The organism is Bradyrhizobium sp., assembly GCF_016219575.1.
GTDB lineage: Bacteria > Pseudomonadota > Alphaproteobacteria > Rhizobiales > Xanthobacteraceae > Bradyrhizobium.
This window is the reverse complement of the sequence record NZ_JACRMG010000009.1, coordinates 978,792-999,798: the sequence shown is the minus strand read 5'-3', so window position 1 is coordinate 999,798 and position 21,007 is coordinate 978,792. Positions and strand designations below refer to the sequence as shown.

General features: G+C 65.0%; 23 protein-coding genes. 13 read left to right on the top strand and 10 right to left on the bottom strand.

Features of this window, described 5'->3' with window-relative positions; genetic code table 11:
• Positions 1-56: 56 nt before the first annotated feature.
• Positions 57-824: a 5'/3'-nucleotidase SurE gene (gene surE, locus HZB49_RS09825; RefSeq protein ID WP_291610576.1), complete on the top strand. Its 768-nt coding sequence runs from the start codon at positions 57-59 to the stop codon at positions 822-824.
• A 150-nt stretch (positions 825-974) separates the two neighbouring features.
• Here surE and HZB49_RS09820 read toward each other — a convergent pair whose 3' ends face one another.
• Positions 975-1,352 (bottom strand): response regulator, encoded by a 378-nt coding sequence (locus HZB49_RS09820; protein ID WP_291610574.1) that lies wholly within the window; start codon positions 1,350-1,352, stop codon positions 975-977.
• A gap of 253 nt (positions 1,353-1,605) precedes the next feature.
• On the opposite strand from HZB49_RS09820, the gene HZB49_RS09815 reads away from it, so the two are divergent.
• From HZB49_RS09815 to HZB49_RS09805, 3 genes are all read left to right on the top strand, one after another.
• A complete protein-coding gene (locus HZB49_RS09815) occupies positions 1,606-2,259 on the top strand; it encodes a protein-L-isoaspartate(D-aspartate) O-methyltransferase (protein WP_291610572.1) in 654 nt (217 codons plus the stop codon).
• A 130-nt stretch (positions 2,260-2,389) separates the two neighbouring features.
• Positions 2,390-3,718, top strand: a complete 1,329-nt coding sequence (locus tag HZB49_RS09810; RefSeq protein ID WP_291610570.1) for a LysM peptidoglycan-binding domain-containing M23 family metallopeptidase — start codon at positions 2,390-2,392, stop codon at positions 3,716-3,718.
• A gap of 234 nt (positions 3,719-3,952) precedes the next feature.
• Positions 3,953-5,461: a DHA2 family efflux MFS transporter permease subunit gene (locus HZB49_RS09805; RefSeq protein ID WP_291610568.1), complete on the top strand. Its 1,509-nt coding sequence runs from the start codon at positions 3,953-3,955 to the stop codon at positions 5,459-5,461.
• A 4-nt stretch (positions 5,462-5,465) separates the two neighbouring features.
• Here the strand turns inward: HZB49_RS09805 and HZB49_RS09800 are convergent, their stop codons facing one another.
• Positions 5,466-6,437: an ATP-binding protein gene (locus tag HZB49_RS09800; RefSeq protein WP_291610566.1), complete on the bottom strand. Its 972-nt coding sequence runs from the start codon at positions 6,435-6,437 to the stop codon at positions 5,466-5,468.
• A gap of 188 nt (positions 6,438-6,625) precedes the next feature.
• On the opposite strand from HZB49_RS09800, the gene yajC reads away from it, so the two are divergent.
• The 5 genes from yajC to HZB49_RS09775 are packed head-to-tail and all read left to right on the top strand — an operon-like array spanning position 6,626 to position 10,930.
• Entirely contained in the window at positions 6,626-6,988 is a 363-nt protein-coding gene (yajC, locus tag HZB49_RS09795; RefSeq protein ID WP_291610565.1) for a preprotein translocase subunit YajC, read from the top strand.
• 39 nt (positions 6,989-7,027) lie between these two features.
• Positions 7,028-8,629 carry a protein translocase subunit SecD gene (gene secD, locus HZB49_RS09790; RefSeq protein ID WP_291610563.1) on the top strand — a complete coding sequence of 534 codons (1,602 nt, stop codon included), beginning with the start codon at positions 7,028-7,030 and terminating at the stop codon, positions 8,627-8,629.
• A 9-nt stretch (positions 8,630-8,638) separates the two neighbouring features.
• The gene (gene secF / locus HZB49_RS09785; protein ID WP_291610562.1) at positions 8,639-9,679 is read left to right on the top strand and encodes a protein translocase subunit SecF; all 1,041 of its coding nucleotides are present in this window, start codon (positions 8,639-8,641) and stop codon (positions 9,677-9,679) included.
• 3 nt (positions 9,680-9,682) lie between these two features.
• The gene (locus tag HZB49_RS09780; RefSeq protein ID WP_291610561.1) at positions 9,683-10,066 is read left to right on the top strand and encodes an MTH938/NDUFAF3 family protein; all 384 of its coding nucleotides are present in this window, start codon (positions 9,683-9,685) and stop codon (positions 10,064-10,066) included.
• Between the two features lie 3 nt (positions 10,067-10,069).
• Positions 10,070-10,930 (top strand): phytoene/squalene synthase family protein, encoded by an 861-nt coding sequence (locus HZB49_RS09775; protein WP_291610559.1) that lies wholly within the window; start codon positions 10,070-10,072, stop codon positions 10,928-10,930.
• A 6-nt stretch (positions 10,931-10,936) separates the two neighbouring features.
• On the opposite strand, the gene HZB49_RS09770 is transcribed toward HZB49_RS09775, so the two are convergent.
• From HZB49_RS09770 to HZB49_RS09750, 5 genes are all read right to left on the bottom strand, one after another.
• A complete protein-coding gene (locus tag HZB49_RS09770; RefSeq protein ID WP_291610557.1) occupies positions 10,937-12,031 on the bottom strand; it encodes a serine/threonine protein kinase in 1,095 nt (364 codons plus the stop codon).
• A gap of 7 nt (positions 12,032-12,038) precedes the next feature.
• Complete coding sequence (gene trmFO / locus HZB49_RS09765; RefSeq protein ID WP_291610555.1) at positions 12,039-13,472, bottom strand: methylenetetrahydrofolate--tRNA-(uracil(54)-C(5))-methyltransferase (FADH(2)-oxidizing) TrmFO; 1,434 nt, start codon at positions 13,470-13,472, stop codon at positions 12,039-12,041.
• 113 nt (positions 13,473-13,585) lie between these two features.
• Positions 13,586-13,738 (bottom strand): DUF1127 domain-containing protein, encoded by a 153-nt coding sequence (locus tag HZB49_RS09760; RefSeq protein WP_291610553.1) that lies wholly within the window; start codon positions 13,736-13,738, stop codon positions 13,586-13,588.
• A gap of 396 nt (positions 13,739-14,134) precedes the next feature.
• On the bottom strand, positions 14,135-14,950 hold the full coding sequence (locus HZB49_RS09755) for a lytic murein transglycosylase (protein WP_291610551.1): 816 nt from the start codon (positions 14,948-14,950) through the stop codon (positions 14,135-14,137).
• Positions 14,951-15,155: 205 nt separating this feature from the next.
• Positions 15,156-16,049, bottom strand: a complete 894-nt coding sequence (locus HZB49_RS09750) for a DUF2189 domain-containing protein (protein WP_291610549.1) — start codon at positions 16,047-16,049, stop codon at positions 15,156-15,158.
• Between the two features lie 312 nt (positions 16,050-16,361).
• On the opposite strand from HZB49_RS09750, the gene HZB49_RS09745 reads away from it, so the two are divergent.
• Complete coding sequence (locus tag HZB49_RS09745; protein ID WP_291610547.1) at positions 16,362-16,736, top strand: DUF3597 domain-containing protein; 375 nt, start codon at positions 16,362-16,364, stop codon at positions 16,734-16,736.
• A gap of 68 nt (positions 16,737-16,804) precedes the next feature.
• On the opposite strand, the gene HZB49_RS09740 is transcribed toward HZB49_RS09745, so the two are convergent.
• Together HZB49_RS09740 and HZB49_RS09735 are read right to left on the bottom strand one after the other, a co-directional pair.
• Positions 16,805-17,212 (bottom strand): PaaI family thioesterase, encoded by a 408-nt coding sequence (locus HZB49_RS09740; protein WP_291610545.1) that lies wholly within the window; start codon positions 17,210-17,212, stop codon positions 16,805-16,807.
• Between the two features lie 90 nt (positions 17,213-17,302).
• Entirely contained in the window at positions 17,303-17,575 is a 273-nt protein-coding gene (locus HZB49_RS09735) for a GNAT family N-acetyltransferase (RefSeq protein ID WP_291610543.1), read from the bottom strand.
• A 245-nt stretch (positions 17,576-17,820) separates the two neighbouring features.
• Here HZB49_RS09735 and HZB49_RS09730 point away from each other — a divergent pair, with 245 nt between their 5' ends.
• Positions 17,821-18,219 carry an SPW repeat protein gene (locus HZB49_RS09730; RefSeq protein ID WP_291610541.1) on the top strand — a complete coding sequence of 133 codons (399 nt, stop codon included), beginning with the start codon at positions 17,821-17,823 and terminating at the stop codon, positions 18,217-18,219.
• Between the two features lie 80 nt (positions 18,220-18,299).
• Here HZB49_RS09730 and HZB49_RS09725 read toward each other — a convergent pair whose 3' ends face one another.
• Positions 18,300-18,572 carry a hypothetical protein gene (locus HZB49_RS09725; protein ID WP_291610539.1) on the bottom strand — a complete coding sequence of 91 codons (273 nt, stop codon included), beginning with the start codon at positions 18,570-18,572 and terminating at the stop codon, positions 18,300-18,302.
• Between the two features lie 196 nt (positions 18,573-18,768).
• Here HZB49_RS09725 and HZB49_RS09720 point away from each other — a divergent pair, with 196 nt between their 5' ends.
• Both HZB49_RS09720 and HZB49_RS09715 read left to right on the top strand, forming a co-directional pair.
• Positions 18,769-19,248: an Lrp/AsnC family transcriptional regulator gene (locus HZB49_RS09720; RefSeq protein WP_291610537.1), complete on the top strand. Its 480-nt coding sequence runs from the start codon at positions 18,769-18,771 to the stop codon at positions 19,246-19,248.
• Between the two features lie 111 nt (positions 19,249-19,359).
• Positions 19,360-21,006, top strand: coding sequence for an acyl-CoA synthetase (locus HZB49_RS09715; protein ID WP_291610535.1), 1,647 nt, complete (start codon positions 19,360-19,362; stop codon positions 21,004-21,006).
• Position 21,007 lies beyond the last annotated feature (1 nt).

Below are 21,007 nucleotides of genomic sequence, written 5' to 3'. Positions count from 1 at the left end.
CGCGATGAATTCATCATCGCGCTTTAGGGAATCGAGCGAAAAGGCCCTGAAAAAGCATGCGAATTCTCTGCACCAATGATGATGGCATTCACGCGCCGGGCCTGAAGGTCGTCGAGGAAATTGCGCGTGCGCTGTCCGGCGACGTCTGGGTCGTGGCGCCGGAGCTCGATCAATCCGGCGTGTCGCATTCGCTGTCGCTGAACGATCCCTTGCGGCTGCGCGAAGTCGGCCCGCGCCATTTCGCCGTGCGGGGCACGCCGACCGATTGCGTCATCATGGGCGCGCGCCACATCCTCGGCGACAAGATGCCCGATGTCGTGCTGTCCGGCGTGAACCGCGGGCGCAACGTCGCTGAAGACGTGGTCTATTCCGGCACCATTGCCGGCGCGCTCGAGGGCACCATCCTGGGATTGCCGTCGTTCGCGCTGTCGCAGGAATTCTCGATGGAGACGCGTGAAAAGCCGTTGTGGGAGACGGCGCTGAAATTCGGGCCCGAGATCCTGCACAAGGTGCTGAAAGAGGGCGTGCCGAAGAACACCGTCATCAACATCAACTTTCCTGCCTGCGCGCCGGAGCAGGTGCGCGGCGTGCGCGTGACGCGGCAGGGCAAGCGCAATCTCGGTTTCCTCAAGATCGACCAGCGGCGCGACGGCCGCGGCAATCCCTATTTCTGGATCGGCTTCGAGCGTGCCGCCGTCATGGACACGCCAGCCGAGGGCACCGACCTTGCTGCGCTCGCGGCCTACTACGTCTCGGTGACGCCGCTGCGGCTCGACCGCACGGACGAAGCGTTCTCGGAAGCGCTGACCAGGACGCTGAAATAGGGCTCGTGCCCGGGATGCAGTGCGTCCCCGGCGATGCGAAGCATCGTCCGGTGCGGCGTGAACCGGGGCACTTTCCTACTTTGCATGGGGTTGTTTTCGCGATTCAGTGTCCAGCCCCGCCATGCGCCGCCATCGGACACGCGCGAAGGGTTACGCCGCGGCGTCCTTGAGGGTGGCAGCGATCATCCGCGCCAGCGTTTCCAGCTGAAACGGCTTCTGCAGCGCCGGGCGGTCGCGGTACTCCTCGGGCAGGCCCGAGGAGCCGTAACCGGTCGCGAAGATGAACGGGCGGTTGCGCGCCTTGATCAGGTCGGCAACGGGCGAGATCACCTTGCCGTTGACGTTGACATCGAGGATGGCGAAGTCGAAATCCGTGGTCTGGGCGAGCTTCACGGCCTCGCCGATCTCGCCGGCCTCGGCCGCGACGCGGTAGCCGAGTTCCTCGAGCATGTCGGCGACCATCATCCGGATCATCACCTCGTCTTCGACGAGGAACACAGAACCGCCCACCGGGCGCGTCGCTGTCATCGCTGGAATCCCTGACTTCCTGCTGTCGAGGTTGGCAAATAAAGCCCGTGCGCGCAATGTGGAGGGGGCGCCGGCATAGTTGTGCCACGCACGCCGCCCGGCCGATGGAGATATATTGCCGCAGCCCTTAACGCCCTGGCTGCGAAAAGGTTCCGGATCGGGAACAGGGGAAAAGCAGGATTTCCCTCCGAAAACGTCTGGTCAAATCGCCTCACCCCATAAGTACTGCAACAACCGCTCATCGAGACCCGCCATGGCCGTCGCCCCGCAACCCCCGCCGGAAAAGATGATGTTTCAGCTGACGCTGCGGCGGCGCGGCATCAGCGACCAGGCGGTGCTGCGCACCATGGAGGAGGTGCCGCGCGAAGCGTTCGTGGAGAAGGGCGACATCGCCTACGCCTACCGCGACAGCGCGCTCGGCATCGAATGCGGGCAGACCATCAGCCAGCCCTTCGTGGTCGCTTACATGACCGAGCAGCTCGGCCTGCAGAAGCAGCACCGCGTCCTCGAGATCGGCACCGGCTCGGGTTACCAGGCCGCCGTGCTGTCAAAGCTCTGCCGGGAGGTGGTGAGCATCGAACGTTTCCGGACGCTGGCGGACACCGCCCGCAAGCGGCTCGCAAAACTCGGTTACGACAATGTCGAGGTGATCCTCGGCGACGGCTTCGACCTCCCGGAAAGTCTCGGCAGCTTCGACCGCATCATCGTGACGGCGGCGATGGAAACCATCCCCGAAAAGCTGCTCGAACGGCTGGAGCCGGGCGGCGTGCTGATCGCTCCGGTCGGCCCCCATCACGGCACCCAGACCCTGGTGAGGGTGACCAGGACCGAGGCCGGTTTCGACCGCAAGGAGCTGGTCGACGTGCGCTTTGTGCCGGCTTTACCGGGGATTGCCCGCGAACTCTAACAAGCCGCATCAGCGATTCCGAAACGCCGGATTGGCCGTTCCTTCCAAGGCCTTATCCGGGGGTTAAGTCGTTGTTTACTCGGGACGTGTTTACTCAAAACAGTATTTTGTTGCGTACGAGTGAGTAACCATGTCCCGTGTCGTCGAGTTGCTTCGCTCGCGCCGGGTGCCGCAGGTCGCGGCACTGGCGCTGGTGGCGTTTGGATTTGCGGGCTGCAGCGCCGATACCTCGACCCGCTTTCAGGCCAGTAATTTTTCAAATCCCTTTGCCTCCCAGCCCGAAGCCACGGCTTCGGTGCCGACCGCAGCTGTCGAGCGCCGCGAGCTGCCGCAATATTCCCGCCCGCACACACCGCCGCCGCAGGTCGCCGCGCCGCAATCCTATCCCGTGCCGAGCCATGGCGTGTCCGGAGGCGGGCGGGGGCTTTCATCCTACGCGCCGCCGCAACAGCCGCAGCTCGAGACCACGGGCAGCGTCGGACCGAAATCGGTGGCGGCGACCCGTAACGCGCCCGCCCAGGGCGGCACCACCATCATCGTCGGCACCAGCGATACGCTGGACATCCTGGCCAGGCGCTACAACGTCTCGACCGCAGCGATCCTGCAGGCCAATGGCTACAAGGGTCCGCGCGCGCTCTCGCCCGGTCAGCAGTTGATCATTCCGCGCCCGGCCACGACCGCGGCGGCTGCGCCCGCGCCCGCCGTTGCGCCGCCTGCCAGCAGGCCCGTTGCGGCTGCATCGAGCGTTCACATCGTCAACCGCGGCGATACGCTGCACAGCATCGCCCGCCGCAATCATGTGCCGGTCGGCGAGCTCGCCCGGGCCAACAATCTCGACCAGTCGGCCAAACTCAGCATCGGCATGAAACTCACCGTGCCCGGCAGCAGGAGCGCTGCGGCCGAGCCGGTCCCCGCCGTTCCCGCCCAGCAGGTCGCGGCTCTCGCGCCGCCCGCCACGCGCGCGGTTACCCCCGCAGCGCCGCAGCAGAGCGCACGCCTCGCGCAGTCGAATGTGCTGGTCGAGGAAAAGCCCGCCGAGCCTGCGGCGGCTGCGAAGCCCAGCGAGACCACCAGCGCGCTGCCGTCGTTCCGCTGGCCGGTGCGCGGCAAGGTGATTACCGGCTACGGCGCCAAGACCAACGGCAAGTCCAATGACGGCATCAACGTCGCCGTCCCCGAAGGCACGCCGGTGAAAGCCGCCGAAGACGGCGTGGTCGCCTATTCCGGAAACGAGCTCAAGGGTTATGGCAATCTGATCCTGGTGCGGCACTCCAACGGTTACGTCACCGCATATGCCCATGCGAGTGAACTGCTGGTGAAGCGCGGGGACACCATCAAGCGCGGCCAGATCATTGCCAAATCGGGTCAATCGGGTGAGGTGGGCTCGCCGCAGCTCCACTTCGAGATCCGCAAGGGATCGTCCCCGGTTGACCCGCTGCAATTCCTCAACGGCGCTTGAGGCGGCATGGCGCGATTTGGGCAACCCCGCTCGCGCGATGACCGTATTTCAGCGGTGGCGGAACGCCGCAGGTACCCTGCCGGCGGCTGATCGCTCGCGGATGTACATCCCTGGCCGGCTCGGTTATGGATCGGCCCGGCCAATTTTCAACCGATTGATTGTTCCTCTCACTTGTCAGATTCCGGCGGCCGCGGAACTGCGCGCCGATCACATGAAACCAACCCACGGTCTGCAATGACGGTCTGGCGTACGACCAGTGCGAAGGTCGGCACGTGGTTCGGCTTCGTGCTGATGTGCCTCGGCATGTTCATGGCGATCCTGGACATCCAGGTGGTCGCGACGTCGTTGCCGTCGATCCAGGCGGCGTTGGCGATCTCGCCGGACGCGATGAGCTGGATCCAGACCGCCTATCTCATCGCCGAGGTGATCGCGATTCCCCTGACGGGATGGCTGACGCGCGTGCTGACGCTGCGCTGGTTGTTCGTCATCTCGACCACCGTGTTCACGCTGGCCTCGCTCGGCTGCGCCTTTTCGGGAAATTTCGCCTCGCTGGTGGTCTTTCGCATCATCCAGGGATTTGCCGGCGGCACGCTGATCCCGGCGGTGTTCACCGGCATCTTCCTGCTGTTCCCCGCGCGCCAGCATCCGATCGCCGGCACCATCGCCGGTGTCACCGCCGTGCTCGGCCCGACGGTCGGACCCGTGGTCGGCGGCTGGATCACCTACCATTATTCCTGGCAATGGCTGTTCCTGATCAATGTTGCCCCGGGCATCATCATTGTCGTCGGGACGGCGGCCTTGCTGCCTTGGGGCAGGGCGCGGCTGAACAATCTCGTGCGGTTCGACGCGCTCTCACTGGCGTTGATGGCGCTGGCGCTGGCCGCGCTTGAGATCGGTTTGAAGCAGGCCCCTGCATCCGGCTGGTTTTCAGCCGCCTGCCTCGGGCTCTTCGTGCTGGTCATCGTGACCGGTGCGCTGTTTGTCATCCGGACGCGCAAGGCGGTGCAGCCGATTGTGGAGCTTGCGACGTTCCGGACGCGCCCGTTCGCGATCGGGTGTGCTCTTAGTTTCTGCCTCGGCGTCGGCCTGTTCGGCGCGGTCTATCTGATGCCCGTGTTCCTGGCCTATGTCCGCCAGCACGATGCGCTGCGGATCGGCGAAATCATGCTGGTGACCGGTGCGGCCCAACTTGCCGCGGCGCCGATCGCGGGCTTGCTGGAGAGCCGGGTGAATCCACGCCTGCTGTCGGCGTTCGGCTTCGCATTGTTTGCGGTCGGCCTCGGCCTGAGCGCCTTCGAGAGCCGCACGGCCGACTATGACGAGATGTTCTGGCCGCAAGTGCTGCGCGGCTTTGCGGCGATGTTTTGCCTGTTGCCGCCGACGCGGCTCGCGCTGGAAATGCTGCCGCACAAGCAGGTGCCCGACGCCAGCGGCCTGTTCAACATGATGCGCAATCTCGGCGGCGCGGTCGGCATCGCCCTGATCGACACGATCCTCTACGGGCGCAGCAGCGGCCACGCCGAGGCCCTTCGCGCGCGCCTTGCGGCGGGCGATGCCGCCACAGCCACCGCGATCGGGCTCGACCGGCTGCCATCCAGCCTCTCCGACGCGTCGGTGATTTCCGCCATCGACAAGGCCGCGCTCGCCATCAGCGCCAACGAAGCCTGGGCCATGCTGGCAGCTGTCGCGCTGATCGGGCTGTTGTTGGTACCGCTGGCGCGCGAGCGCAGTCAGCCCGACTGACGGATCACTTGCCCGCCAGCCTTACCCCAAGCCGTCCCGCCAGCTCCTGCGTGAACTGCCAGGCGACGCGGCCGGAGCGGGAGCCGCGGGTGGTCGACCATTCCAGCGCTTCGCGTTCCAGTTCCTCCTCGGCGAGCTTGATGCCGAAATGGCTGCAATAGCCTTTGACCATCGCCAGATATTCATCCTGGCTGCAGCGGTGGAAGCCGAGCCACAGGCCGAAGCGGTCGGACAGCGACACCTTCTCCTCGACGGCCTCTCCCGGATTGATCGCGGTGGAGCGCTCGTTCTCGATCATCTCCCGCGACAACAAATGCCGCCGGTTCGAGGTGGCGTAGAGGATGACGTTTTCCGGCCGGCCCTCGATGCCGCCTTCGAGCACCGCCTTCAGCGACTTGTAGGAAGCGTCGTTGCCGTCGAATGAGAGGTCGTCGCAGAACACGATGAAGCAGAAGCTGGACGAGCGCAGCAGGTCCATCAGCGCCGGCAGGCTCTCGATGTCCTCACGGTGAATCTCGATCAGTTTCAACCGGTCGGCCGGCTTGCGGCCGACATTGATGCTGGCATGCGCCGCCTTGACCAGCGACGACTTGCCCATGCCGCGCGCGCCCCACAGGAGCGCATTATTGGCGGGCAGGCCGTTGGCGAAGCGCTCGGTGTTCTCGATCAGGATGTCGCGCATCCGGTCGATGCCCTTGAGGAGCCCGATCTCGACCCGGCTGACCTTTGGCACCGGCGATAGCCGCCCGTCCGGGTGCCAGACGAAGGCGTCGGCGCTGTTCAGGGAATCAGCGGAATTGGCGGCTGGGGCATTGGCCGACAGCTGCGCGGCTATGGCTTCCAGCGCCTCCGCAATCCGCGCGGCGTGGCCATCCGTTAACGCATCCGGAGGGCGTTTTGTCGCGGTGGTTTTGGCGGCCTTGGCGGGCCTGCGGGAGGCGGCTTTTGCCGCGGTTTTATTGGGTTTTTTGGCCATCGCTCAAGTTCCTGATAGCGCAGCCTTATCGGGCCTTGGCGGCTCCCGCAAGCGGCCTAAATGAAAGGGCGCCCCAGCGTTGCAATTGGGACCGCGACAGCTATAGTCCGCGCGAATTTGCCCCCGGACCGGACCAGGCGCCCTGGCGCTGCCGGTTCATCCCCGTCTTAGCCCTTAAGGAATCCCCGATGCTGATCACTCCAGCGTATGCCCAGGCCGCAGCCGGCGGCGACGCCAACAGCATGCTGATGTCGCTGCTGCCGTTCGCGCTGATCTTCGTGATCATGTACTTCCTGATCCTGCGTCCGCAGCAGAAGAAGATGAAGGATCACCAGGAACTGGTGAAGAACATCCGCCGCGGCGACACGGTCGTCACCTCGGGCGGCCTGGTCGGCAAGGTCACCAAGGTGGTCGATGACGATCAGATCGAGTTCGAAATCTCCGACGGCGTCCGGGTGCGCCAGATGCGCCAGATGATCTCGGGCGTGCGCGCCAAGGGCGAGCCGGCCAAGGAAAAATCCGAAGCCAAGGACGAAGCGGCCTCGAGCTGATCTTCGCGCCGCATGTTCGTTCTCTGACGGGTCAACCCGATGCTGTATTTTACCCGGTGGAAGGCGCTGGCGATCGTCATCACGGCGCTGGTCGTGTGTCTTTGCGCCGTTCCGAACTTCTTCCCTGAAGCCACCGTCAAGTCCTGGCCGGCCTGGGCGCAGCGGCGCCTGGTGCTGGGCCTCGACCTGCAGGGCGGCTCCTATCTGCTGCTCGAGGTCGATGCCAACTCGGTGAAGAAGGACCGGCTCGACGCCGTCCGCGACGAGGCGCGCAAGGTGCTGCGCGAGGCCAGGATCGGCTACACCGGCCTCAACGTGCGCAACGACGCCGTCGAGGTCCGCATCAGCAAGGACACCGACGTGGCCACCGCGCTGTCCAAACTGCGCGACATGTCGCAGCCGCTCGGAGGCCTGATGGGCGGTACCGGCCAGCGCGATCTCGAAGTGTCGGAAGCCGGCAGCAGCGTGATCCGCATCGCCGTGACGCAGCCCGCGATGCTCGATCGCATGCGCAAGACCATCGAGCAATCGATCCAGATCGTCGAACGCCGCGTCAACGAGCTTGGCACCGTCGAGCCCATCATCCAGCGCCAGGGCACCGACCGCATCCTGGTGCAGGTGCCCGGCTTGCAGGATCCGACGCGCCTGAAGGAAATTCTCGGCAAGACCGCCAAGATGGAATTCCGGATGGTCGACACCAGCGTGTCGCCGGATCAGGCTCAAGCGGGCAGGGCGCCTGCGGACTCCGAGTTGTTGCAGAGCGCGACCAAGACGGATTCACCCCAGGTCGTCAAGAAGCAGATCCTCGTCTCCGGCGGCGATCTCACCGATGCGCAGCCGGGCTTCGACCAGCGCTCGGGAGAACCGATCGTTTCCTTCAAGTTCAACACCGCGGGCGCGCGCAAGTTCGCGCAGGCGACCACCGAGAATGTCGGACTGCCGTTCGCCATCGTGCTCGACAACAAGGTGATCTCCGCGCCCGTGATCCGCGAGCCCATCACCGGCGGGCAGGGCCAGATTTCCGGCAGCTTCACCGTGCAGTCCGCCAATGACCTGGCGATCCTGCTGCGCGCCGGCGCGCTGCCGGCGCCGCTCACCGTCGTGGAAGAGCGCACCGTCGGTCCCGGCCTCGGCCAGGACTCGATCGAGAAGGGCGAACTCGCCGCCTATGTCGGCTCCATCCTGGTGATCGTGTTCATGCTGGTGACCTACCGCCTGTTCGGCGTGTTCGCCAACATCGCGGTCACCATCAACGTCGCCATGATCTTCGGCATCCTGTCGCTGCTCAACGCCACGCTGACCCTGCCAGGCATCGCCGGCATCGTGCTGACCGTCGGCATTGCCGTGGACTCAAACGTGCTGATCTACGAGCGCATCCGCGAGGAGTTGCGCGGCGGGCGCAGCCCGATCTCGGCAATCGACGCCGGCTTCACCCGGGCGCTCGCCACCATTCTCGACTCCAACATCACCACCTTCATCGCCGCTGCGGTGCTGTTCTATATCGGCACCGGCCCGGTGCGCGGCTTCGCCGTGACGCTCGGCATCGGCATCATCACCACGGTGTTCACCGCCTTCACCCTGACCCGCCTGATCGTGGCGTGGTGGGTGCAGTGGAAGCGGCCGAAATCCGTGCCGATCTAGGGGCCGGCAGTGACCACTACCCAATTCGTTCTCGTTGCTCTCGGTGTCCTGATTGCGGTGCTGACCGTGGTCAGCATCTTCAACTTGCTGCCGTCGCTGCGCATCGTTCCCGACGACACGCATTTCGACTTCACCCAGTTCCGCCGCATCTCGTTCCCGATCTCGGCGACGCTGTCGATCGTGGCGATCGTGCTGTTCTTCACCCATGGGCTGAATTTCGGCATCGATTTCAGGGGCGGCACTTTGATGGAGGTTCGTGCCAAGTCCGGCACCGCCGATATCGCGCAAATGCGTGCCACGCTCGGCAATCTCGGCCTCGGCGAGGTTCAGTTGCAGCAATTCGGCGGGCCTGCCGACGTGCTGCTGCGCGTGGCGGAGCAGCCGGGCGGCGACAAGGCCCAGCAGGCCGCAGTGGACAAGATCCGCGGCTCGCTTGGCGACACCGTCGAATACCGCCGCGTCGAAGTGGTGGGTCCGCGCGTTTCCGGCGAGCTGCTCGCCTACGGCATGCTCGGGCTGATGCTCGCGATCGTCAGCATCCTGATCTATCTCTGGTTCCGCTTCGAATGGCAGTTCGCGCTCGGCGCCATGATCGCCAACGTGCACGACATCGTGCTGACCATCGGTTTCATGTCGATCACCCAGGTCGATTTCGATCTCACCAGTATCGCGGCGCTGCTGACGATTCTCGGCTACTCGCTCAACGACACCGTCGTCATCTATGACCGCATCCGCGAAATGCTGCGGCGCTACAAGAAGATGCCGATGCCGCAGCTGCTCAACGAGTCCATCAACTCGACGCTGTCGCGCTCGATCATCACCCACGTCACGGTGACGCTGGCCTTGCTGGCGCTGCTGCTGTTCGGCGGCCACGCCATCCACAGCTTCACGGCCGTCATGATGTTCGGCGTCGTGCTGGTCGGCACCTACACCTCGATCTTCATCGCCGCGCCCATCCTGATCTATCTCGGCGTCGGCACCAACCGGACCGACGCCCCGGATACGCCGGCCGAAAAGCCGGGCAAGCCGGGCGCGCCGGCAAAGAAGTAAGCCATGTCGGGTGCCTCGGACGGTCTGCACTTCCCGAGGTCGGCGCCGATCGAAGCCTATGGCAAGGGCGGCTTTGCCTTTGCCGACATGTCGCATCGGGGATCGCTGCTCTGCCTGCCGGATGCGATCTGGGCCTGGGATGTCACGAAACCCGAGCAGATCGACCGCTATTCCCTCGCAAAGGTGTTTGAGGCCGCCAACGGCATCGACACGCTTGTCGTCGGCACCGGAGCCGATGTGTGGGTGCCGCCGCGTGGCTTGCGCGAGGAGCTGCGTGCGGTCAGGATCGTGCTGGATCCGATGCAAACGGGGCCGGCAATCCGCACCTACAACATCATGCTGGGCGAGCGGCGCCGCGTCGCGGCCGCACTGATCGCGGTGCCCTGAGCGATGGCCGGCCAGCCGAGAGACGCCGCCACCTTCTGCGCCGAGCTCGTGCGCAGCCACGACTTCCCGCGTTATGCCTCGACGCTGTTCCTGCCGGGCGTGCATCGCCGGCCGATGCTGGCGATCTACGCCTTCAATGTCGAGATATCGCGCGTGCGCGACCAGGTGAGCCAGCCGTTGCCCGGCGAGATGCGGCTGCAATGGTGGACGGACATGCTGGCTGGCCACGACCATGGCGGCATCGAGGGCAATCCGGTCGCCTCCGAATTGCTGTGGACGATCCAGACCTGGCGGCTCCCGGTCGAGCGGCTGGTGCAGCTCATCATCGAGCACGAGTTCGATCTCTACAACGATCCGATGCCGTCGCTGTCCGCGCTGGAGGGCTATGCCAACGACACGGCCTCGACGCTGTTTGCCTGCTGCGCCCGCATCCTGGCGCGGCCGTCGGAGGCGATCGACCACGTCGCGCGCCATGCCGGCCTTGCCTATGGAATGGTGGAGGTCCTCAACTCGCTGCCGCAGGACACCGCCCGGCGACAGCTGTTCCTGCCGCAGCAATTCCTGCACCAGCACGGCAGTAACGTTGAAGAGGTGTTCGCGGGCAAGCAGACGCCGCAGGCCCGCGCCGCGATCGATCAGCTGGTCGACGAGGCAAGCAAGCACCTGAAGACGGCGCTGTCGCTGCTGGCGCACGTGCCGAAGGAGGTGCGTCCCGCCTTCCTGCCGCTGGCGCTGGTCCGCCGCGATATCAAGCGCATGGAACGCCGCGACAACGATCCCTTCGTGCTGCGGCGGATGCCGCGCTTGCGGATGCTGTGGGCGCTGTGGCGGGCTTCGCGCTCCCCGGAGTTTCGGGGCGAATGAGCTCGTTCAGGTCGACGGCAGGTCCGCCTCGAAATTGAAGCGGTCGCGCAGATTCTTGCGGCTATCGAGGATATCCCGGAGGAAGGCGCGATCCTCGTCGCTCTTCATCATCGGCTCGATCAAATCGAGCTGATTCATTGCAACCAACTGCAGGATCTCGGTACGCGGCTGGCCCGACGCATCGCGTGGAAGGGCGTGGACCACCTGGATATGCTCCGGCGGCTTTGCGCCCCTGGCGGAGGCGAGTTCGTCGCGCAGCTGCGTCTCCAGCGAAACCTGATCGGCCTCGACGAAGGCATAGAGCCCGACGCCGCTGCGGCGGTCGGCAAAGGCGACGATGGCGGTATCGCGCACGGCGGGGTTCTTGCGGATCAGTTCGGCCAGCACGGGCGCGTCGTTGACCAGCCGCTTGCCGCCGCCCTCGCGATCCCTGAAGTTGAACAGGCCGCGGGTGATGGCTTGATAGACCTTCTTGCCGGTTTTCAGCCAGACGCTCGCCACCACCGACTTGCGTGCGAGGAGTTTTCGTTCCTTCGGCGTCAACGCTTCCGGCGCGTAGCTGCGCTTGTGCTTCAGCATATGCCTGATGTCTTCATAGGCCGCGACGCGGAACAGCCAGGTGCGCCGGGAGAAACAGGCGGCGAGCTGGAAATCGGTCAGGTAGGCGCGGCCGTCGCGGCTGACCAGCCAGTTCTGTTCCTTGGCGAGATCATTGTGGCAGATGCCGGCGCGGTGCAGCCGGTGCAATGCTCGTTTGGCGGAGCGGAAATAGGCGACGTCGCCATGCGGCTTGGCCAGATGCAGCGCCACGCCGTCGATGAAGCCGCGCACCAGTGCGCGCCGGCCGGACCACAGCAGGCTTGGGCCGACATCGAGGTCGCGGGCACGTTCCAGCGCACGCCGTTCGCGCGAGAACAGGTGCAGCGCCAGTCCCCGGGACCACCATGGCAACTCGTCGAGCCGGCGCAGCACGCCGTCGACTTCTCCGCCGTCGGTCCGGAAGCGGCCGCGCTCGACAATGGAAAACACGTCGCGCTTGAGCAGCACACCGTCACGCCAGCGTGCCGCAAGCTCAGCGGCGTCGTCTTTCGGCAGGCTCATGGGACGCTCACGCCGCCGCCGCGACGCGCAGATGGTCGGCGATCCAGCGGTCGAGATCGGCGAGTGCGCGGGCGCTCATGGCCTGCTTCTTCGCCACCGTCTTCTCGTTGCCGCGCAGTCGGGATCCGTCGGGCTTTTTGGTCGGCGGGCTCGCCAGCGGCGGGAACAGGCCGAAATTGATGTTCATCGGCTGGAACGAGCGCGGGCCGCTGTCGATGGTCTCGATATGGCCGCCGGTGATGTGGCCGAGCAGCGAGCCAAGCGCAGTCGTCGATGGCGGCGGTGCCAGCTCCTGCGTGCGCGCATTGGCCGCCGCATAGAGGCCGGCGATCAGGCCGATGCTGGCGGATTCCACATAGCCCTCGCAGCCCGTCATCTGGCCGGCGAAGCGCAGCCGCGGCTGCGCTCGCAGCCGCAGCTGCTGATCGAGCAGTTTTGGCGAGTTGAGGAAGGTGTTGCGATGCAGGCCGCCGAGCCGGGCGAACTCGGCATTCTCCAGCCCGGGAATGGTGCGGAATACGCGCTGCTGCGCGCCATGCTTCAGCTTGGTCTGGAAGCCGACGATGTTGTAGAGCGTGCCAAGCTTGTTGTCCTGGCGCAGCTGCACGATCGCATACGGCTTGACGGTCGGATTGTGCGGGTTGGTGAGCCCGACCGGCTTCATCGGTCCATGCCGCAGCGTCTCGTGGCCGCGTTCGGCCATCACTTCGACCGGCAGACAGCCGTCGAAATAGGGCGTGTTGGTCTCCCAATCCTTGAAGTCGACCTTCTCGCCCTCGAGCAGCGCCGCGACAAAGGCGTCGTACTGCTCCCTGGTCATCGGGCAGTTGATGTAGTCGGCGCCGGTGCCGCCGGGCCCGACCTTGTCGTAGCGCGACTGGAACCAGGCCACGTTCATGGCGATGGAATCGCGATGAACGATCGGCGCGATGGCATCGAAAAACGCCAGCGCGCTCTCGTCGGTCAGCTGCCGGATCGCATCCGCCAGCGGTGCCGAGGTGAGGGGGCCGGTCGCAACGATGACGTTGTGCCATTCCGCGGGCGGGAGCCCTGCGATCTCGCCGCGGGCGATCTCGATCAGGGGATGCTCGTGCAGCGCCCTGGTCACGGCGGCGGAGAACCCGTCGCGGTCGACCGCCAGCGCGCCGCCGGCGGGCACCTGGTTGGCATCCGCCGCGCGCATGATCAGCGAGCCGAGCTTGCGCATTTCGGCGTGCAGCAGGCCGACCGCATTGTTGGCGGCGTCGTCGGAGCGGAAGGAGTTGGAGCAGACCAGCTCGGCGCAGCCCTCGGTGCGGTGGGCCTCGGTCATCCGCTGCGGGCGCATCTCATGCAGCACCACTGGCGTACCGGCATTGGCGACCTGCCAGGCGGCTTCCGAGCCGGCCAAGCCCGCGCCGACAATATGCACGGGGCCGGAAGTTGATTTGGGGGTTGTCATGGCGCGCAGGGTTAGCGCGTTTTGACGGTTAGCGCACCTGCGCAGGCTGCTCCGGAGACGACAACGCCCGCACGAGGCGGGCGTTATCCGTTCATTTCCGGGCTGAACGAGTTTCAGCCGTTGTAGGTGCCGGCTGCAACGCGCGGAATGTCCGAGCGATCGAGTCCGATGTCGGACAGTTCGCGATCGCTGAGCTGGGACAGTTCGGCGACATTGCGCTGATAGTCCCGGAACGCCTGGATCATGCGGATGAGCGAGAGCAGCATTGGTAGTCTCCTTCGTAGTTCGATTCAGCCCTTAATCAGCGGCCAAATCGTTGAAATGAATATAGGAGACTGTGTTGCGTCGCAGTAGTTCGAATGGTGCGATGCAGCTAAACCTAGGGTGCATGGCTGGAGTAAGGAGCGCTTAACTCTTTGACGCGGCGGTGCACGCGGCGGGCGGATGCGACGGCAGGTCCTTGAGGCAGATCAAATCTTGTTGAAATATATAGAGATTGTCGCAATCGCGACACGTCCCCTGACTGGCATCGGACCGCCTTGTCGCAAAGGCTTTCCTCCCAGGAGCGCCGTCCGGCTGACGGTGCGGGAGCATTTCGCATGCGTGATTCGCATGTAGTTGGAACCATAAACTGAAAATATATTCAATCTATGGAGGGATACTCAAGGCGCCCGCGCGAGCTGGCTGGCGAAATAGCCGATGGTCCTCGAGTAGACCTCGCTCTTGTTCCATTCCTTGATGACGGCAAAATTGGCGCTACCGGGCTCCCAGTCCTTGCCGCGCTGCCAGCCCTTGCTGGCGAGGTAATTCGCGGTCGAGGCCAGCACGTCGGGCACGCTGCGCAGGAGGTCACGCCGCCCGTTGCCGTCGAAATCCACGGCATACTTGATGTAGCTCGACGGCATGAACTGGGTCTGGCCGATTTCGCCGGCCCAGGCGCCGCGCAGGTCCTGCGGCGGGATATCGCCGCGATCGATAACGCGCAGCGCGTCCATCAACTCGGCCTTGAACAGGTCGGAGCGGCGGCAGTCATAGGCGAGCGAGGCCAGCGAGCGCAGCGTCTGGAACTTGCCGAGGTTGACGCCGTAGTCGGTCTCCAGGCCCCAGATCGCCACGATGACTTCGCCGGGCACGCCATAGGTCTGCTCGATCCGCCCGAGCACCGATCCATATTGCTTGAGCATGTTGGAGCCGCGGGTGAGGCGGGGAGGCACCATGCGGCCGGAAAACTCTTCGAAGCTCTGCGAAAACACCTTCTGATTCTGGTCGCGCGCGATCACGGCCTTGTCGAGCGTCAGCCCGGTAAGGCTCGTTGCGATGACCGGCGGCGAGATGCCCTTGGATGCTGCTTCCTTCTTGAAATCCTCGAGCCAGACCTCGAACGTCCCGGTGCCGCAGGCCAAGGCAAACGCCGGTCCTGCCGGGATTGCGAGCAGCGCGCTCAACGCAAGGGCTTTAAGGGAAAAGCCTGAATTCATCGGGCAGGGCGCTCCAAGATCGACTCGTTCTCGCTATTCGTGTTGCAGCCGCAGCGAATGTTCGGGGCAAGAGCGGCCAAAACAAGGCTGTTATCCTGCGCTGGCGTTCACAAGCGTATCCTCTTCCTTTACGCCTTGTTCATGGGCAGCGCACAGCCGCCGGTCGACAATCGACCGGCGGCGCGGTCGCGACGATCAATCGCGATCAGCTACGCTTCCACGGGAACAGATTGGCCGGAAAATCCGCCGCCGGCTTGCGCGGCCGCGCGGGCGGGATCACCGGGCGCGCGGCGGGATCCGGAACGATCACCTCGCGATAGAGGTGCCATGTGGCGTGGCCGAGCAGGGGGATCACGACGGCGAGCCCGAGGAAGAACGGCAGCGAGCCCAGAACCAGCAGCGCGGCAACGATCAGGCCCCACGCGGCCATCGGAAGGGGATTGCGCAACACCGCGCGGATCGACGTGGCGATCGCTTCGCCGGCGCCGGCATGGCGGTCGAGCATCAGCGGGAAGGAGATCACGCTGATGCACAGCGTAGCCAGCGCGAACAGGAAGCCGACGCCGCAGCCAACGACGATCAGCCACCAGCCCTGCGCGGTCGAGAGCACGTGGTTGGCGAAGTCAGGAATGTTGGCAGCCGTCTCATGGCCGAAGGCGGCGGTATAGACCGCCTGTGCCGTCATGATCCAGGCCACGAACAGCGAAAGCAGGAGCGCGCCGAGTCCGAGCATGGCGCCGAACGACGGCGAGCGGAATACCTCGAATGCATCCCAGGCGGATGCCGGCTCGCCGGCCTCGCGGCGGCGGCTGAGTTCATAGAGGCCGATGGCTGCGAACGGGCCGAGCAGCGCAAAGCCGGCTGCAAGCGGGAACAGCAGCGGCAGCACGGAATAACCGTGTACCAGCCGCGCCAGCACGAGGCCGATGACGGGATAGATCACGCAGAGGATGATGGCGTGGCTCGGTACCGCCTTGAAGTCCTCCCAGCCACGTTGAAGGGCGCGATGCAGGTCGGCAATACCGATCGCGCGGACAACAGGTCCGGCACCATCGGCTGCACCGACATTTGTGACATTTCCTTGATATGGCGTGGCCATGGTCGTTGGCTCCCTTTGGGGAGATGGCCGCAATCCCGTGCCACGCGAATGGCACCGCTGCGCCGTTCCCGTAAAGCGATCACGATCAGGCCAGACGCGAAAGCAAACCGAACTGGCCATGTCGCGAACTGTTGCGTGCAGCGTACTCTCAATTGCGGCCATTGTCTTGCTCAAGCTTCGGTGATTGTCGCATTGGCAACCCGGCTGCCTGTGGAGTAGAGTTCTGATGCGACCCCCGGCCGGGTGCTGCCGGCAATCCACCAAAGCGCCACGAACCTCCACGGCATCTTCAAGTTTATTTGGGAGCGAACGATGAGTATTTTCGGAACGATCATGAACGCGATCTTCGGCAGCAAGGCCAGCGCGACGCCGGCAGGCGGTGCGGCATCCGGCGGCGCGGCCGCAGCGCCCGGTGCGGCACCGGCGCAGACGGTCGACGTTGCTCCCATTCTCGACAAGGCGGTTGCCGCCAAGGGGGAAAAGCTCGACTGGAAGCACTCCATCGTCGACCTGATGAAGGCGCTCGACATCGATTCGAGCCTCAACGCGCGCAAGCAGCTCGCCAAGGAGCTCGGCTACACCGGCGACACCAATGATTCCGCCAGCATGAACATCTGGCTGCACAAGCAGGTGATGACCAAGCTCGCCGCCAACGGCGGCAAGCTGCCGCCGGAGATCAAGCACTGACACCTGCGCTGCGAGACAGGAAGGCCCGCGCTCGGCGCGGGCCTTTCTTGCTTTCCGGGCATGACATATCAGGAATCGAAAACACGAAAGATCGCGGTCGCCGTGACCAGCAGCTTGTCGCCCTCGAATGCCTCGGCATCGACGAAGGCGAAGCTGCGCGTCAGCTTGCGCAGCGTGGTGCGCCCGCCGATCCAGGCGCCCGGCGCGGCCGTGCCGATGAAGCGGCTGTCCAGCGAGATGGTGGCGCACTTTTTCCCGGCGCCGTTGACCACGGCATGGCCGAGGATGGTGTCGATGAAGGACAAGACCGCGCCGCCATGCAGCACGCCGTTGGGATTGCCGTGGCGGGCATCGGTCTGGAAGCCGAAATCGACTGTGCCTGCCTCGTCCTTGCGCCAGTAGTAGGGGCCGTTGTGACCGATGAAGCCGTCGGTTACCCAGAACAGTTGAAAGCCTTCCGGCGGTGAAGCGGTCATTGGCGCGTTTCCCTGATTGTTCTTGTGGTCGAGTGCGATTGCACGGCGGCCCGCGCGGCGCAATTGCGGCTGATTGCGGGAAGGGGCAGGTCAGGCCATCAGGTCCGCATATTCCGGGTGCCTGTAGAGATAGTCCGCGACGAAGCCGCAGCCGGCGATCACCTTGTGGCCGTCGGCCCGGATCAGGTCGAGCGAACCCTTGATCAGTTCAGAGCCGATGCCGCGGCCGCGCAGCGCGCGCGGGGTCTCGGTGTGGGTGATGATGATCGCCTGCGGCGTCACGCGATAATTGGCGAACGCCAGATCGCCCTCCACGTCGAGTTCGAAGCGGCCCAGGGCCTTGTTGTCGCGGACGGCAGTCATTCCAATTCCCCTTCGAAGCGGTGCTTGATCCAGTTGTTGCTGAACGTATCGATCATGTCACCCTGTCTGTCATTTTGCTTCGTCCGGCCTGCAAGATTGTTCCCGGCCGCCCTTGCAGGAACCGAAAAGGTTCCCACGTCTTCAACAAGACATACGCCCCCGATGCGGCCGGCCCGGTCGCCCGACAATCGGTGCGTGGTGCTCGCCGGCCGCTGACGTATGCCTCTTTTGCAGGGAGGTCTACAATGTCGGACTTTCGACTTTTGGGTATCCACCGGACATGGGAAGACTGGTGCGGCATGCTGCTCGGCATGCTGATCGTGATATCGCCGTGGTTCCCGACATCCCAAGCGGTGGCCGACGCCGATCGCAGCCTCATGGTTCTCAACGCATTCGTCGTCGGCATTATCGTGCTTGGGCTTGCCCAGCTCGAATATGTCGCGCTGCAACGCTGGGAGGAGGTTGCCGAAATCGTGCTCGGCTTGTGGCTGATCGCCTCGCCCGCGATCTTCGGCTACGCCAACGACACCGCGATGCTGTGTTGGCACGCGCTGCTCGGCGTCCTCGTGGTGCTGCTCGGCGCGCTGCAGTTGTGGCAGGACTGGAATCTCAGCGACCAGGATCTGCTGAAGCACGGGCAATAGAACGATCGCCGGGGACGATGACAACGCGCGAGGCGCCGGAACGAACCGGCGCCTCTGGTGAGTTGCGCTGCCGGAAGCGATCAGCCGCAAACCATCTGACGCTTCTTCACGAGGCCGACGCCGGGGACGAGCACCGTGCGACGGATGAAGTAGCAGTCGCTGCTGTAGCCGGCGCTGAAGCCGGGGTCGATGCCGATGCCGACGGATAGGCCGCCGCCGAAGCCCCAATGCGGTTGCGGGGTCCAGCCGCCGCAGCAGCCGGTCGGTTTGAGAATGGTCAGCGCGCCGGCGGGGGAGATCGAGGCCGCAGCGATCGCGATGGCGGCCGCAAGGCCGAGCACAAGCTTCTTCATGGTAGTTCCTCTCTGCTGGTCGGTTGGTCCGGCGCCGGGGGCGCGGAGCGTTTGCCGCAACGGGCGTTCGCGGGATGCGGCCGTCCTGATTGCACGGGGTTGGTGGACATCCCGGCGCCGCTGGTTCACCGTCAATTGCCGAACAACATTCGGTTTGGTAGGGTCGTGTGATCTACATCACCCGGACAAAATGCTCATGGCGGAACTGGACGAGACGGATCTTGCGCTGATCGAGCTGCTGCAAAAGGACGCGCGCACGCCCCAGGCGCAGCTGGCCGCGCAGGTCGGGCTCGCCGCGTCCTCCGTCAACGAGCGCATCCGCAAGCTCGGCGAGCGCGGCCTGATTGCCGGCTATCATGCGCGGATATCGGCGGAGGCGATGGGCTACGATCTGCTCGCGTTCGTCTATGTGGCCCTGAGCAAGCCGGAGGCGGAAAAGGCATTTCTGAAGAAATTAACCGGGCAGCCCGTCATCATGGAGGTGCACCATGTCACCGGCGCCTGGAACTACATGCTGAAGGTGCGGGTGAAGAACACGCGCATGCTCGAAGGGTTGCTTGCCAGGGTGGTCAAGGCCGCTCCCGGCGTGGAGCGCACCGAGACCATCATCGTGCTGTCCTCGGTCAAGGAGACCGCAGAGATCCCAACTCGCGAACCGGAATGGATGGAGAGGTAGGGCACGGCTTCCCGATGCGGCTCGCCCGTTGCGCGGGGTGACCTCTCTGCTATCGTCGGCATGAAACGCCCGCCAATCAGAACAATGCCCGACATAACGGCTGATAACGAGATGACCGACAACACTGCTGCTTCCGCGCCCGCCGGCGGGCTCGCCCGCATGTCGAACCGGGTGATGAACCTCGCCTACCTGCTCACCCAGAATGCGCGGCGGCATGGCGACCGGGCCGGATTCATCTGGGGCGACCGCAGCTTCACCTGGCGCGAGATTGAGGCGAAGGTCACCGCTCTGGCCGCCGCGCTGGCCGCGCGGGGCATCGCCAAGGGCGACCGCCTCCTCGTGCATTCCAAGAATTGCGACGAGATGTTCTGGTCGATGTTCGCCGCCTTCCGGCTCGGCGCGGTCTGGGTGCCGACCAATTTCCGCCTGATGCCGGACGAGGTCGCCTATCTCGCCACCGCCTCCGGCGCGAAGGGCTTTCTCTGCCATGGTGACTTTCCAGAGCATGCGGAAGCCGTGAAGGCGGCAAGCTCCGCGCTCGCCTTCACCTGGCGGATCGGTGACACCGGCGCTTTCGGCGAACGCACCGTGGCGGAGGCGATCGCCGCGCATGCGGAGGCCAGGGTGGAGGAGGCCAAGGTCGACTACAACGATCCCTGCTGGTTCTTCTTCACCTCCGGCACCACCGGCCGCTCCAAGGCGGCGGTGCTGACCCACGGCCAGATGGCCTTTGTCGTCACCAACCATCTTGCCGACCTCATGCCCGGCACCACCGAGAACGACGCTTCGCTGGTGGTGGCGCCGCTGTCGCATGGCGCCGGCGTGCACCAGCTGGTGCAGGCCGCGCGCGGCGTGCCGACGATCCTGTTGCCGACGGAAAAGTTCGATATCGCGGAAGCCTACCGGCTGATCGAGACCCATAAGGTCACCAACATCTTCACCGTGCCGACCATTCTGAAAATGCTGGTCGAGCATCCCGCCGCCGACAAGCACGACCATTCCTCGCTGCGCTATGTCATCTATGCGGGTGCGCCGATGTATCGCGAGGACCAGAAGGCGGCGCTGAGCAAGCTCGGCGGCGTGCTGGTGCAGTATTTCGGGCTCGGCGAGGTCACCGGCAACATCACGGTGCTGCCGCCGGCGCTGCATGATCCCGAGGACGGGCCGCGTGCGCGGATCGGCACCTGCGGCTTCGAGCGCACGGGCATGCAGGTCTCGATCCAGGACGACAACGGCCACGAGTTGAAGCCTTTCGAGACCGGCGAGATCTGCGTGATCGGTCCTGGCGTATTTGCGGGCTACTACGACAACCCCGAAGCCAATGCGAAGGCGTTCCGCGACGGCTGGTTCCGCACCGGCGATCTCGGTCATGTCGACGCGGAGGGTTTTGTCTACATCACCGGCCGCGCCTCCGACATGTACATCTCCGGCGGCTCCAACATCTATCCGCGCGAGGTGGAGGAGAAGATCCTCACCCATCCCGCGGTCGGCGAGGTCGCGGTCCTCGGTGTGCCCGATCCGTTCTGGGGCGAGGTGGGCGTTGCCGTCTGCGTCGCGCGCGAGGGCGCAAAACCCGTGAGCGAGGCGGAGTTGGCGGCGTTCCTGGCGCCGAAGGTGCCGCGCTACAAGATGCCGAAGCGCTTCTTCTTCTGGGAGGCGCTGCCGAAATCCGGCTATGGCAAGGTGCCGAAGCGGATGGTGCGCGACGAGCTCGAGGCGCGCGGGCTGCTCGCCGACATCGCCAAGACCGGTACCTGAG

Excerpts from the sequence above, each read along its gene's own strand:
- surE (WP_291610576.1), top strand. The coding sequence starts at position 57 with ATGCGAATTCTCTGCACCAATGATGATGGCATTCACGCGCCGGGCCTG.
- HZB49_RS09820 (WP_291610574.1), bottom strand. The coding sequence starts at position 1,352 with ATGACAGCGACGCGCCCGGTGGGCGGTTCTGTGTTCCTCGTCGAAGAC.
- HZB49_RS09815 (WP_291610572.1), top strand. The coding sequence starts at position 1,606 with ATGGCCGTCGCCCCGCAACCCCCGCCGGAAAAGATGATGTTTCAGCTG.
- HZB49_RS09810 (WP_291610570.1), top strand. The coding sequence starts at position 2,390 with ATGTCCCGTGTCGTCGAGTTGCTTCGCTCGCGCCGGGTGCCGCAGGTC.
- HZB49_RS09805 (WP_291610568.1), top strand. The coding sequence starts at position 3,953 with ATGACGGTCTGGCGTACGACCAGTGCGAAGGTCGGCACGTGGTTCGGC.
- HZB49_RS09800 (WP_291610566.1), bottom strand. The coding sequence starts at position 6,437 with ATGGCCAAAAAACCCAATAAAACCGCGGCAAAAGCCGCCTCCCGCAGG.
- yajC (WP_291610565.1), top strand. The coding sequence starts at position 6,626 with ATGCTGATCACTCCAGCGTATGCCCAGGCCGCAGCCGGCGGCGACGCC.
- secD (WP_291610563.1), top strand. The coding sequence starts at position 7,028 with ATGCTGTATTTTACCCGGTGGAAGGCGCTGGCGATCGTCATCACGGCG.
- HZB49_RS09780 (WP_291610561.1), top strand. The coding sequence starts at position 9,683 with ATGTCGGGTGCCTCGGACGGTCTGCACTTCCCGAGGTCGGCGCCGATC.
- HZB49_RS09775 (WP_291610559.1), top strand. The coding sequence starts at position 10,070 with ATGGCCGGCCAGCCGAGAGACGCCGCCACCTTCTGCGCCGAGCTCGTG.
- HZB49_RS09770 (WP_291610557.1), bottom strand. The coding sequence starts at position 12,031 with ATGAGCCTGCCGAAAGACGACGCCGCTGAGCTTGCGGCACGCTGGCGT.
- trmFO (WP_291610555.1), bottom strand. The coding sequence starts at position 13,472 with ATGACAACCCCCAAATCAACTTCCGGCCCCGTGCATATTGTCGGCGCG.
- HZB49_RS09760 (WP_291610553.1), bottom strand. The coding sequence starts at position 13,738 with ATGCTGCTCTCGCTCATCCGCATGATCCAGGCGTTCCGGGACTATCAG.
- HZB49_RS09755 (WP_291610551.1), bottom strand. The coding sequence starts at position 14,950 with ATGAATTCAGGCTTTTCCCTTAAAGCCCTTGCGTTGAGCGCGCTGCTC.
- HZB49_RS09750 (WP_291610549.1), bottom strand. The coding sequence starts at position 16,049 with ATGGCCACGCCATATCAAGGAAATGTCACAAATGTCGGTGCAGCCGAT.
- HZB49_RS09745 (WP_291610547.1), top strand. The coding sequence starts at position 16,362 with ATGAGTATTTTCGGAACGATCATGAACGCGATCTTCGGCAGCAAGGCC.
- HZB49_RS09740 (WP_291610545.1), bottom strand. The coding sequence starts at position 17,212 with ATGACCGCTTCACCGCCGGAAGGCTTTCAACTGTTCTGGGTAACCGAC.
- HZB49_RS09735 (WP_291610543.1), bottom strand. The coding sequence starts at position 17,575 with ATGACTGCCGTCCGCGACAACAAGGCCCTGGGCCGCTTCGAACTCGAC.
- HZB49_RS09730 (WP_291610541.1), top strand. The coding sequence starts at position 17,821 with ATGTCGGACTTTCGACTTTTGGGTATCCACCGGACATGGGAAGACTGG.
- HZB49_RS09725 (WP_291610539.1), bottom strand. The coding sequence starts at position 18,572 with ATGAAGAAGCTTGTGCTCGGCCTTGCGGCCGCCATCGCGATCGCTGCG.
- HZB49_RS09720 (WP_291610537.1), top strand. The coding sequence starts at position 18,769 with ATGGCGGAACTGGACGAGACGGATCTTGCGCTGATCGAGCTGCTGCAA.
- HZB49_RS09715 (WP_291610535.1), top strand. The coding sequence starts at position 19,360 with ATGACCGACAACACTGCTGCTTCCGCGCCCGCCGGCGGGCTCGCCCGC.